The sequence below is a fragment of the Burkholderia catarinensis genome (genome assembly GCF_001883705.2).
Classification (GTDB): domain Bacteria; phylum Pseudomonadota; class Gammaproteobacteria; order Burkholderiales; family Burkholderiaceae; genus Burkholderia; species Burkholderia catarinensis.
In genome coordinates, this window is sequence record NZ_MDEQ02000001.1 from 40524 (window position 1) to 52775 (window position 12252).

Annotated in this window: 10 protein-coding genes and 1 pseudogene; 3 read left to right on the top strand and 8 right to left on the bottom strand. The window is 69.9% G+C overall.

The window, feature by feature from the left end:
* Nucleotides 1-29: 29 nt before the first annotated feature.
* From BFF94_RS00185 to BFF94_RS00220, 8 genes are read right to left on the bottom strand one after another with little or no spacing between them, the layout of a single operon-like run.
* Nucleotides 30-914, bottom strand: a complete 885-nt coding sequence (locus tag BFF94_RS00185) for an alpha/beta hydrolase (RefSeq protein WP_128842642.1) — start codon at nucleotides 912-914, stop codon at nucleotides 30-32.
* Nucleotides 911-2305 (bottom strand): FAD-dependent oxidoreductase, encoded by a 1395-nt coding sequence (locus tag BFF94_RS00190; protein ID WP_128842641.1) that lies wholly within the window; start codon nucleotides 2303-2305, stop codon nucleotides 911-913. Before BFF94_RS00190 ends, BFF94_RS00185 begins: the two co-directional genes overlap by 4 nt.
* Before the next feature lie 28 nt (nucleotides 2306-2333).
* On the bottom strand, nucleotides 2334-3173 hold the full coding sequence (locus tag BFF94_RS00195; protein WP_128842640.1) for a tryptophan 2,3-dioxygenase: 840 nt from the start codon (nucleotides 3171-3173) through the stop codon (nucleotides 2334-2336).
* A 41-nt stretch (nucleotides 3174-3214) separates the two neighbouring features.
* Complete coding sequence (locus tag BFF94_RS00200) at nucleotides 3215-3493, bottom strand: MoaD/ThiS family protein (RefSeq protein WP_128842639.1); 279 nt, start codon at nucleotides 3491-3493, stop codon at nucleotides 3215-3217.
* 54 nt (nucleotides 3494-3547) lie between these two features.
* Nucleotides 3548-3958, bottom strand: coding sequence for a M67 family metallopeptidase (locus BFF94_RS00205; protein ID WP_128842638.1), 411 nt, complete (start codon nucleotides 3956-3958; stop codon nucleotides 3548-3550).
* 10 nt (nucleotides 3959-3968) lie between these two features.
* Nucleotides 3969-5132 carry a molybdopterin-synthase adenylyltransferase MoeB gene (moeB, locus tag BFF94_RS00210; protein WP_128842637.1) on the bottom strand — a complete coding sequence of 388 codons (1164 nt, stop codon included), beginning with the start codon at nucleotides 5130-5132 and terminating at the stop codon, nucleotides 3969-3971.
* Nucleotides 5133-5182: 50 nt separating this feature from the next.
* A complete protein-coding gene (locus tag BFF94_RS00215) occupies nucleotides 5183-6226 on the bottom strand; it encodes an aminotransferase class I/II-fold pyridoxal phosphate-dependent enzyme (protein ID WP_219138807.1) in 1044 nt (347 codons plus the stop codon).
* Nucleotides 6219-7172 (bottom strand): helix-turn-helix transcriptional regulator, encoded by a 954-nt coding sequence (locus tag BFF94_RS00220; RefSeq protein ID WP_128842634.1) that lies wholly within the window; start codon nucleotides 7170-7172, stop codon nucleotides 6219-6221. Before BFF94_RS00220 ends, BFF94_RS00215 begins: the two co-directional genes overlap by 8 nt.
* Before the next feature lie 356 nt (nucleotides 7173-7528).
* Between BFF94_RS00220 and BFF94_RS00225 the strand changes: the two genes are divergently transcribed.
* The 3 genes and pseudogenes from BFF94_RS00225 to BFF94_RS37705 all read left to right on the top strand — a co-directional run bounded on the left by BFF94_RS00225 (nucleotide 7529) and on the right by BFF94_RS37705 (nucleotide 12236).
* Nucleotides 7529-9490: a CoA transferase gene (locus BFF94_RS00225; protein WP_219138808.1), complete on the top strand. Its 1962-nt coding sequence runs from the start codon at nucleotides 7529-7531 to the stop codon at nucleotides 9488-9490.
* Nucleotides 9487-11457: pseudogene (locus BFF94_RS00230) on the top strand (AMP-binding protein); the annotation flags it as partial. The gene BFF94_RS00225 and the pseudogene BFF94_RS00230, both read left to right, overlap by 4 nt.
* Before the next feature lie 68 nt (nucleotides 11458-11525).
* Nucleotides 11526-12236, top strand: a complete 711-nt coding sequence (locus tag BFF94_RS37705) for an SAM-dependent methyltransferase (protein WP_246637194.1) — start codon at nucleotides 11526-11528, stop codon at nucleotides 12234-12236.
* The last annotated feature ends 16 nt before the right edge of the window (nucleotides 12237-12252 follow it).

Sequence of the window (12252 nt, forward strand, 5' to 3'; positions counted from 1 at the left end):
CGTCGGCCGTGCGCTGCGGCGGGCGCGCGTCAACGTCCGCCACGGCCGAGCAGCGGCGCGATCCGGCGGTCGAGCGGCGTGCCGGGCACACCGAGGTCGAACACGAGGTCGAAGTGGTTCCGCGCGGCTATTTCGCCGGCTGCGCACAGCATGCCGCCGCGTGCGAGGCGGCCGACCAGGTTGCGGCTCTGCCGCCGGAACTCGTCGGTCTCATGTTCTCCCCAGCAGACGGTCACCGGCACCCGCGTGTGAATCGGCAGGTACTGCGGGCTCAGCGCGAAGGCGGCGCGTTCGTCGAGCCCCAGCGCATCGTTGATGTAGGTGCCGACGAGCGGGCGCAGATCGTAGATGCCCGATAGCAGGATCGCGCCGTCGAACGGTGGTGAGTCGGGTCCGCGCGTGCGCCAGTCGAGCGTCAGCAGCATCGTGGCCAGATGGGCGCCCGCCGAGCTGCCGGCAATGACGATGCGTGGGGCGGCCATGAAGCGCCGCAGCGCGGCGATGGCGTCGGCTGCCTGCTCGACGATGCCGGGCAATGTCGCGCGCGGCGCGAGCGTGTAGCCGACGGCTGCGTACGCGACGCGCTGGCCGAGAAACGCGGGCGCCGGAAACAGCGAATCGTCGGCTGATAGCTCCTGCCAGTAGCCGCCGTGGAAATAGGCGACGAGCACGTCGGCGGTGCGGCCGGCAGGCTCGAACAGCAGGATGCGCTGCGCGGCATCCGTGCCGTAGCGCAGGATCGTCGGCGCGGCGAGGCTGCGCGCCGCGTTGCGGCTGCGCGCGCGATAGTCGGACAGCGTGTTGCGGAAATCCGGCGCTTTCGAACTCGGCGAATACTCGCGAGCGCGCTCGGCTGCATCGAGCCGACGCCAGGCGGGCCGGACGATGCCGGGCAAGATCGTGGCGGCGCTCATGAGGCGGACAGCTCGGGCAGACGGTCGAACAGGTCGCGCTCGACTGCGCGCAGGTCGATCTGCCGGAACGCATCGCAGCCGGCCGTGCCGGCCCGCAGGATGTCGGCCTGGATCTTGCCGCGTTCGTACGCGAGCGCATACGGCACGTGCTGGAATGTCACCATGCTGTAGCGCGGCACGAAGCGGGCGGGATGGCGCTCGGCGAGCCACGCCGACAGCTCGCGTTCGAGTGCATAGCCGGGCGTCGCGACCCGCGCCCGCATCTCGACATAGTTATCGAGCGCCATCGCCTGGATCGCCAGCGCATTTGGTCGACGTTCGGCCTCGAACGCGTTGAGCGCGGCCCGCCGATCGTGCGGGTGTTCATCGAGCTGGCGCGCGAGCGCGATGGCGTCCTCCAACGCACAGTTCATCCCCTGGCCGTGGAACGGCACCATCGCGTGCGCCGCATCGCCGAGCAGGACGGTATGCCCGTGCGCGTGCCAGCGCTGCAACCGAAGCGTGGCGAGCATGCCGACCGGATGCGCATCGAAATCGGCTTCGAGTGCCGGCACGTGCGTGGACAGGTCGGGAAACGCCTGCTCGAACAGCCGCCGTGCGGCACGGCCGTCGGGCAGCTGCGCGAAGCTTGGTGTGCCGGTGTCGTCGTCCGCGTCGACCGGCAGGAACAGCGTCGTGGTGAAACTCCCTTCGACATTCGGCAGCGCGATGCACATGTAGCCGCCGCGCGGCCACAGATGCAGCGCGTTCGGCTCGATGCGAAATCCGCCGCCAGGTGCCGCTGGAATCTCCAGCTCCTTGTAGCCGTGCGGCTGCCGTTCGCAATCGATGCCGAGATCGACCGTGCGCGACAGCGCGGCGCGCACCCGAGAATCCGCGCCGTCCGCGCCGATCAGCAGATCGAAGGCGGCGCGCTGTCCGTTCGTCAGGACAAGTTCGCGCGCGTTGCAATCGACGTCCTCGACGGCCACGCCGTGGTGCACGCGCGCGCCGGCACGCTCTGCCGCGTCGAGCAGGAGCCGGTTCAACCGGCCCCGGTGGATCGACCAGATCACGTCGCCGGGGTTGCGTCCGTAAGGGTGCAGGTGCGGATATTCGCCGGTCGCATGCACCATGCGGCCGCGCATCGCGACCGTGTGGCGCATTGTTTCGACGTCGAGCTGCGCGGCGCGCAGTGCGTGGATGCCGCGCTCCGCGAGTGCGAGATTGATCGAGCGGCCGCCCGCGTCGCCGTGGCGTCGCGGGTCGGCGTGCCGCTCGAACACATCGACGCGCCAGCCGCGCGCGGCGAGCAGACACGCGGCAAGCGTGCCGGCCAGCCCTGCGCCGGCGATCGCGAGGCGGCCGCGCGACGCGGGCCGGCCGGGAGAGGGAGTAACGGTATCGTGCATGTCGGTAACCGTGGAAAAGGGGGGCGAGTCAGAGCGCCGTGCGCATCTGCCACAGCTCGGGAAACAGCACGACATCGAGCGTCCTGCGCAGGTAGCTCGCACCGTCGCTGCCGCCCGTGCCGCGGCGCAGGCCGATTGTGCGTTCGACGGTGCCGATATGTCGGAAGCGCCATTGGCGCACGCCTTCCTCGAGATCGATCAGGCGTTCGCCGAGGTCGTACAGTGCCCAGTGCGCATCCGTGTCGCGGTACACCGCGCACCAAGCGGCTTCCACCGACGCGTCGTAGCGGACTGACCCGGTCGGATCGGCATCGAGCCGCGCGCGGCAGATCGCGAAACCCGCGCGCGCCAGCGCGCCGACCGCCTCGTCGTACAGCGACGGCGCGTGCAGCCGCGCGAGCAGTGCGTCGTGCGCAGCCGGGTGCGCATCGTGATCGCCGATCACCGCCGGGTTCTTGTTGCCGAGCAGGAACTCGATCTCGCGGAACTGGAACGACTGATGGCCGGACGCGGAACCGAGCGCGGGGCGCATCGCGAGAAATTCGACGGGCGTGAGCGTCGCGAGCACGTTCCAGCTGTGCACGAGATGATCCATGGTCCGCTGCGCGCGGGCGACCGTCTTCGACGCCTGCGGAAGCTGCGATGCGCGAAGTTGCTTGCACGCGCGCGTCAGCTCGTGCAGCAGCAGCTTCATCCAGAGTTCCGCTGTCTGGTGCTGGATGATGAACAGCATCTCGTCGTGCGTGCCGGATAGCGGCGACTGGCTGTCGAGCAAGCTGTCGAGCTGCAGATAGCCGCTGTAGCGCAAGCCCGGCCGCGGCTTCGCGGCCGCCGCGCCAGGCGGGCTCATGAAAGGACATTGCTGCATGATCGGCTCCTCGGGCAGGAGAGACGTCGCGGCGGCCGCGTTCAGTAGCGGCCCCCGGCGACGGCCGGAAGGATCGTGATGGTGTCGCCGTCCGCGACGGCAGCCGACAGCCCGCCCCTGAAGCGGATGTCGTCGTCGTTCACGTAGACGTTGACAAAGCGGTGCAGCCGGTCGTCTTCGACGAGCCGCTGTTGCAGACCTGGATACGTCGACTCGAGCGAGTCGATCACGGCGCGCAGCGTGTCGCCCTGCGCTTCGACGACCTTCCGGTCGTTGGTCAGCGTTCGCATGATGGTCGGAATGCAGATCATGATAGCCATTTGTAGTCCTTAATGTTTTGTTGGATGCGTCGTTCAGGTGAAGCCGGGTGGTGCCTATGCGCTGATCCTCAGCGGCGTTTCGGTCGCGATGCCGTCCACGATCCGGTAGCAGCGGAGCGCGGGTTCGAAGCGCGGGTCGGTCGCGACGATTAGGTGGTACGCATCGGGATGCGCAGCCGCGTAATCGATGTCGGTGCGGCTCGGTCGCGCGGCCGACGCCGTATGCGAGTGGTAGATCACGACCGGCGTCTCGTCGCGCGCGTCGAGGTCGCGCCAGACGCGCAGCTGCTCGGCGGCGTCGAACTGAAAAAAGGTCGGCGACTGTGTTGCGTTGTGCATCGGAATCACGCGCGATGGCGGCGAGCCGTCGGCCGTGCCCGCGACGATGCCGCAGCATTCGAGCGGATGCGCTGCGCGCGCGTGGCGGACGATCGTGTCGACGACGTCGGTCGGCAGGGTCAGCATCGGCGGCGCCTCAGTATTGCGGCAGGGACGGATCGACCGTGCGGATCCACGAAAGGATGCCGCCGTCGAGGTTGCTGACGTCCGTGAAGCCCGCTTGGCACATCGCCTGAACGACGTCGCGCGAGCGTGCGCCGCCCTTGCAGTACACGACGGTGCGGCGCGTGCGCTCGAGCTTCGCGAGCCCGTCGGCCAGCAACTGCTGCTTCGGCATCAGCCGTGCACCGGGAATGCGTACGAGTTCCCATTCGTTCGGCTCGCGCACGTCGACGAGCTCGAACGGCAGACCCGCGTCGAGCAGTTGCTTGAGTGCGGTCGCATCGATCGCGGGTACACGCACGGGTTCGGTGAGCGTCGCGAGGCCGCAGAAATGCGGGTAGTCGTCGAGCGCGACGATCGGCTGTCGTTGCGGCGCGCGCCGCAGCGGCAGGAAGCGGTAGCGCATGTCGAGAGCATCGTACACGGCGAGCCGGCCGAGCAGCGATTCGCCGATGCCCGTGATCAGCTTCACGGTCTCGGTCGCCATGATCGACGCGATCGACGCGCACAGCACGCCGAGTACGCCACCTTCGGTGCACGACGGCGCGAGATGTGGCGGCGGCGGCTCCGGATAGAGGTCGCGGTAGTTGACGCCGGCGCCGCCGGGCGCGTCCTCCCAGAACACCGACGCCTGGCCTTCGAAGCGGTAGATCGAGCCCCACACGTAGGGCTTGCGGGCCAGCACGCAAGCATCGTTGACGAGGTAGCGCGTCGCGAAGTTGTCGGTGCCATCGACGATCAGGTCGTACTGCGAGAACAGCTCGATCGCGTTGTCGTTGTCGAGCCGCTCGTCGTGCACCCGCACGTCGACGTGCGGATTGAGCGCGACGATCGCGTTGCGCGCGCTTGCCGTCTTCGGCATGCCGACCGTCGACATCCGGTGGATCACCTGCCGCTGCAGGTTCGACACGTCGACGCGGTCGAAATCGATCACGCCGAGCGTGCCGACGCCCGCGGCGGCGAGATAGAGCAGCGCGGGCGAACCGAGCCCGCCCGCGCCGACCACGAGCACGCGGGCGGACTTCAGGCGCTGCTGGCCGGTCAGGCCGAGTTCCGGCAGCAGGATGTGCCGGCTGTAGCGAGTCAGCTCGTCGCCGAACAGCGGTGCGAGCGTCGTAACGAGAGGCGGTAGTTTCATGGCGGATCGTCGATAGGCGGTGGAGCGGAATGACGGGGAGCGGGGCGCGTTCAGGCGGTGTCGCGTCCGGCCGGTTCGGCGAGCACGTGCGCGAGGGCCGCTTTCAGCGCGTCCATCTCGTCGCGCGTGCCGATCGTGATGCGTATCCAGTTCGGCATGTCGGGCCAACTGCGTCCCACGTGCACGCCGCGCGCGGCGAGCGCCGCGATCACGGGCGGGCCGGCGCGGCCGAGATCGACCATCACGCAGTTCGCGCGCGACGGCAGGCACGCGAGGCCGTGCGCGGCGAACCAGCGGATCAGATCGTCGCGACCGGCCGCCGTGTACGCCTTGCGCTCACCGAGCCGGTCGCGCAGCGCGAGGCTCGCGAGGGCCGCGGCGGCGGCCGGCACGGACACATCGTGCGGCGGCATGGTGTGGATGTGTCCGATGGCGTCGGGTTGCGCGACTGCATAGCCGAGCCGCAGGCCGGCCATCCCGTAGATCTTCGAGAACGTGCGCGCGACGATCAGCCCCGGGTCCGTGCGTACCGCGTCGAGCATCGACGGTTCGTCGCTGTACTCGATATAGGCCTCGTCGACGAGCACGGTCGTGCCGGGCCAGCGGTCGCTCAGCAGGTGTCGCAGCGCGTCGCGCGGCGTCACGGTGCCGGTCGGGTTGTTCGGGTTGGCGACATAGATCAGCCCGCGCGGTGCGGCTTCGCACATCGCGGCGACGTCGTGCGCGCCGTCCGCGCAAAGCGGCACGCGGCGGACGGGCCGGTTCGCGAGCCGGGCGGCCTGTTCGCAGACGGGGTAGCCGGGGCTGGCGAGCACGAGTGGCGCATCGGGCGCGGTGAACGCGAGCGTCGCGTAATGCAGCGCGCGATTCGAGCCCGGATACAGCGACACCCAGCCGGCAGGCACGTCGTGAGCGGCTGCGATCGCTTCGCGCAGCCGTTCGACGAGCGGGAATTGGTAACGGCCCGCCTCGGCGAGCACGTGCGCAGCGGCGGCTTCGGCTTCGTCGAACGGGCCGAACGGCGATTCGTTGAGGTTCAGGAATATCTCGCGCCGGCCGGCGGCGTGGGCGGGTGTGGCATGCAGGTCAGTCATGGCTGGCACATTCGGCGCATCGGACGAGGGCTCGGCAGGATCGGTTGCCGAGGACGGACTTCGGCGTGCACCCGAAGAAACGCGTGAACGCGGCGCTGAGATTGCTCGGATGCTGATAGCCGACGCGATAGGCCGTCTCGGCCACCTGGTGGCCGGCTTCGAGCAGCTCCTGCGCGCGGTGCATCCGCAGTTCGAGCAGATGCTGTGCCGGGCTCGTGCCGTAGGCCTGGCGGAAGCACTCCTTCAGCTTGTATTCGCTGATGCCGAGCGAGGCCGACAGGTACGCGTTGTTGAGCGGCTTGTCGAGGTGCGTGCGCATGAACGCCTCGATGTGCGCGAGCTTGTCGAGGTCGCGCGCGCCGAGGCGACCGGTCTGCACGGGCGCCGGTGCGATCGTGCTCAATTGGTCGGCGAGCAGGCTCAGCGCGTGGATGCGCAGGCTCAGGCCGTCCTGCTGCAGCAGGTCGGGATTCCGGAAGAAGCGCAGGTGCGGGCTCGTACCGTTCGCCATGAATGCAACTTGCCGGAATCCTTCGAAATGGCCGAGCATCGGGCCGAGCAACTCGCGGCATCGGTCCGCGCCGACGAAGTTCGACAGCGTGCTTTCCGACACGACGAGCCGCAGCTGCCGCACAAGCCGGTTTGCGGCGAAGCGGCGTTCGCCGCCGCCGCTGCGGAACACCGACACCGTTGTGTGACCGGACGAGAACGGCAGGCGCTCGCCGCGCCGGTCACAGAACTCGGAGTCGCCTTCAAGGCCGATCGTGACGACGAGCTGGCGTTCGGCGCCGTCGTGGCTGCAGGCCTCGGTCAGCGCGCGCTCCGACAGCACACTCGAGCGCACGACCGAGAAGCCGGGCTCGCAATTCAGGCGTTCGACCGCGTAGCTGCCGCATTCGGCGTCCCCGCGTGCGACGGTCCAGGTCTGGTTTGGGGCGACGTCCATTGCGGACGCGCTGGGTATGGTCAGTGCGTGCATCCGAACAACTCCTCTCAGGTTCTCCACGGTAGACCGGACGTTTCGGTAAATCTCAAGCGCCTCGATGTCCGCAAGACTAGCTACAAAGTTTTGGCGATGGAACGGCTTCACCCGGCCCGCATATGAAATTCGCCGATATCCATATGAAATGAGAATGATTCTCATTAATTAGTAAAATATCATTGTGGATGTCGACCATCAACTGATGGCGCTGTCGTCCGCCGGCAGCGCCGGCGCGTACCCCGGCGGGGTCGCGGCCGCCGCTGGATGGGCGGGAAGTGGTGTGTTTCCCCCTGACCGGGGCCAGATCAACATCCATGCCTATGACCGACATTGAACGAAATGCCGCGCGGCTTGCGGCGCTGCCGCTAGGCGATGTACGGCTGGCGCTGTCGGCGTCGCCGCCCGGCTTCGCGCCGGCGTTGAGCGCGCTGCAACGGCGGATGACGGCGTTCGGCGCGCAGTGCGTGCCGCTGCGGCGCGTTTGCGCCTTTCCCGACGACGTGGCGTCCACGGGCTGCGACATGATTCACGCGCGTCTTGCCGATGCGTCGGGCGCGCGCGTCGACGTGTCGCTGCGCGGCTGGCCGGCGGCCGGCGCGCCCGTGTCCGATGCGCTGCTGCAGGCCGCGACCGGCATCACTGGCTGGCATGCGCGTGCCGAGCACGCGTGGCGGTCGCTCGGCGTTGACTACGTGTCGACGCTCGGCGCGTCGCTCGCGTCCGCGTCCGCGCTGGCCGCGTTGGCTGCCCAGCGCGGACGCGACGGAGCGCCGCCTGCCGCGCTGTCGCTTTGTCTTGCCGATGCCGCGCTGTTCGCGATGGGCCAGTACCTCGCGATGGATCACGCCGGGCAGCCCGTGCAGCCGCCGCGCGACGAGAACGATCGTCCACCGCCGTTCGAGAGCGGCGACGGCGAGCGCTTCGAATTCGAAGCGCTCGACCCGGACGCATGGGGGCACTTCTGGCAGCGTGCGGGGGCTGCCGCGGACGACATCGCGGCCGGGTGGCGCCCGTTCATGCTGCGCTACACGCAGGCGTGTGCGCCGCTGCCGGCCGGCCTGTTTCGCGTGGTGGCCCGGCTCGACTATGCGTCGCTGTGCGCGATTGCGCGCGATACGGGTACCTATGTGAGCGCGGTGCGTGATGCGGCCGCGCTGCGCGACGATCCGCGCGACGCGCGCTGGCGCGCGGGCGGCCCGTGGCAATTCGATCCGGCGGCGGAGCCGGCCGGTACGCCGCCGTTCGCGCGCGGCGATGTGCCGGCGGTGCCCGGCCGGCCGCTCGCCGGCATGACCGTGCTTGAATCCTGCCGGTTGATCCAGGGGCCGCTCGCGGGTCACGTGCTGCGCCTGCTCGGCGCGCGCGTGATCAAGATCGAGCCGCCCGGCGGCGATCCGATGCGCGGGATGCCGCCGCTGGCGGGTGGCGTGTCCGCGCATTTCGACGTGATCAACCGCGGCAAGGAATGCATTGAACTCGATCTGCACACGCGCGCCGGGCGCGACCGCGTGTTCGACCTCGCGCGCGACGCTGACGTGTTCCTGCACAACTGGGCGCCCGGCCGCGCCGCGCGGCTCGAACTGACGGCGGCCGATTTCGCGCGGGTCGCGCCCGCGCTCGTCTACGCGTCGGCATCCGGCGCCGGGCGGGAGCCGGCGCACGACGATCCGGTCGGTACCGACTTCATGGTGCAGGCGCACAGCGGCCTGGCGGCGCTGATTGGTGGCCCGTACGGAAGCGGCGGCGCGCTGCTGACGCTGGTCGACGTGCTGGGCGGCGTCGCGGCGGCCGAGGGCGTGGCCGCCGCGCTCTACGCGCGCGCCGTCGACGGCCGCGCGCGCGGGTTCGATTCCGCGATGACGGGTGCCGCGGCGCTGCTCGTTGCGCACGCGCACGAAGCGGCGGCTGCGCCGCGTGCCGATGCCGAGCCACTCGCCGCGGCGCTGGGCCTGCCGGCCGCGTACGCGACGCGCGACGGCCGCCTGATGATCGATGTGCCACCCGGCGAACGCGGCGCGGTGTGCCTCGTGAGGCTGTGCGGTGCCGTGTACGGCGTGGTGCCGGACGATGCGGCCGAGCGTCTCGCCGCCGCGCTCGCCGTGCACGACACCGTGCACTGGCAGCGCGAATTTGCCGCACACGACGTGCCGGCCGTCGCGATCGCGGCCGATGCGGCCGACGTCGCGGCCCATCCGCTCCTGGCGGGCAGCGTGCGGCGTGAAGCCGACCGCCTGTCCGTCACCTGTCCCTGGACCTTCACTCACACTGAGACGCTTCGATGACATTCGACTCCACGCTTTCCGCCGCCCGGTCGCGCGGCGCCGTTCCGGAATCCGGCGCCGTGCGCGACCACGTTCCCGCCGCGCTGCGGCGCGCCTGGGCCGACGCCGGCATTTACGCAGGGCGCGACCTGTTCGGCGCGTTCGCGGGTTACGCCGATGCGCACCCGCTCGCGCTCGCGGTGTCCGACGGCGGCATCGCGCTCACTTATGCGCAACTGCGCGTGCGCAGCCTCGGGCTCGCGACCGCGCTGCACGAATGTGGCGTGCGTGCGGGCGACGTCGTGGCGGTCAACCTGCCGAACGGCTGGCGTGCCTGCGCGGTCGACCTGGCCGCCGCTGCGCTCGGCGCGATCGTGCTGCCTTACCCGATCGGCCGCAAGCGGCACGAGAGCCGTGCGCTCCTTGCGAAGTCGGCCGCGAAGGTGCTGATCTGCCAGCGGCGGGTCGGCGACATTGACTATGCGGCACTGGTTGACGGGCTGCGCGACGAACTGCCCGTGCTCGAACGCGTGTTCGTGCACGGCGCGCGCTATCTTGACTGGCCTGACCTCGATCGCTGCTGGGAGCGTGAGCCGCATCCGTACCGTGCGGGCGTGCTCGACCCGGACGGCCCGGTGCGGCTGATCGCGTCGTCGGGTTCAGAGGCCGAGCCGAAGCTTGTGCTGTATTCGCACAATGGCTTGATTGGCGGGCAGGCGTCGTACCTGAAGAGCCTCGGCGCCGATGTTTCGTTGATACGCGCGATGTTCTGCGTGTCGCTCGCGTCCCCGTTCGGCTCGCTCGGCACGTCGTGCACGCTCGCGGCGCTCGGCGGTGCACTCGTTAATCTCGAGCGGTTCGAGCCGACCGCCGCCCTGCTCGCGATCGCCGCGCTGCGCGTTACGCATCTGTTCGCGGGGCCGAACATGGTCGACATGCTGCTCGAAAGCCCACTGCTCGTGGACGGCGGGGACGATGCGCCCGACCTGTCGTCGCTGAAGGCGATCGTTAGCGGCGGTTCGGCGCTGAGCGCGGAAACCGCGCGGCGCGTGCGTGACATGATCGGCTGCGCGCTGATCCAGTCGTACGGCTCGGCGGACGGCGTCGCGTGTCACACCGCGCTCGACGACGATTTCGATACGGTCGTCGCGACGGTCGGGCGGCCCGATCCGGCGGTCGTCACGGTGCGGATCGTCGACGATGCGGGCCGGGATGCCGACCCGGGCGACGAAGGCGAGATTTGGGCGCGCGGGCCGATGACGCCGATGGGCTACTACGGCGCGCCGGAACTGAACGAACGCAATCGCGCGGCGGACGGCTGGGTGCGGCTCGGCGATCGCGGCCGGATGGATGCGGCCGGCTATCTGCAGATCGTCGGCCGCCGTGCGGATACCGTGTTGCGCAACGGCGTGAAGATCAATCTCGTCGAGATCGAGATGCTGCTGCACGGGCATCCCGACGTCGCGGACGTGGCCGTCGTGCAGGCGGCGGGCGATGCGGCCGTCGTGCGGCTCTGTGCGTGCGTCGTGCCGCGCGTGGGCCGCCAGGTGCCGACGCTTGACGCGATCAACCGCTTCCTGCTCGACGACGGGGGCGTGGAGAGCAGCAAGCGCATCGACGCGGTGGTGCCGTGCCCGCGGCTGCGGCTCGCACCGTCGGGCAAGGTCGATCGCGCGACGCTCGCGCGCGAAGTCGCGACCGCACAGGCTGCGCTTGCGACCTGCCTGCCGGGCGCGCAACCCGCGCTGTCCGCGGCGCCGATCCTCGATCTGCTGATGGGCGTCGAGCGTGCCGGTGTGCTGCGTGCGGCGATCGAGTTGCGCGTGTTCGACCGGCTGGCGGCTGGCCCGCGCGGTGCGGCCGAACTGGCCGGCGAACTGCAGGCCAGCGCGCGCGGGATGCGGATCCTGCTCGATGCGCTGGCCGGGCTCGAGCTCGTCGACCACGACGCCGCGCGTGCACGCTATGCACTGAACCCGACGTCGCAGCGCTTTCTCGTGACCGCGTCGCCGCACTACATCGGCGGCCTTTCGAGCGTTTATACGGCCGATCTGATGTGGGACACGTTCCGGCATTTCAAGGACGCCGTCGTGGCGGGCGGCAGCGTGCTGCCGTCGAGCCTCGAGGCCGCAGATCACCCGTACTGGCAGGAGTTCGCGGTCGGCATTGCGGACACGAGCCGCCGCACCGCGCGGCGCGGCGCGTCGCGGATCTGCTCGCGCCGTGGGCCGCCGCGCGCCGGTCGGTCGCCGTACTCGATCTCGGCTGTGGCAACGGTATCTACGGCTTTACGTTCGCGCAGGCGCAGCCGAAGGCGACCGTCTGCGGCGTCGACTGGCCGTCGATCCGCGACGCGTGTGCGCGCACCGCGCACGAATTCGGTGTCGAGGCGCGCGCGCAGTTCGTCGGCGGTGATCTGTTCGACGTCGAGATTCCGGGGCAGTACGACCTCGTCATCCTGAGCCAGATCCTCCATCACTTCGCCGAGGACGCATGCCGCCGGCTGCTCGCGCGCGCATGCCGCCTCCTCGCGCCCGGAGGGCGGATCGCGGTTTGCGATTTCATGATCTCGGACGCGCCGCCCGCGAGCGAGCCCGTGCCGCGCCTGTTCGCCGCCCAGATGCTCGGGCTCACGCAGGCGGGCGACTGCTATCCGGTCGCCTCAGTCAGGGCGCTGCTCGCCGAACAGGGGCTCGTCGGTGTCACGGCCACGCCGCTGAAGGGTGTGCCCGTGCACTGCGTGACGGGCGACCGCACGGCAGATTGACCAATGCATCGCAGAC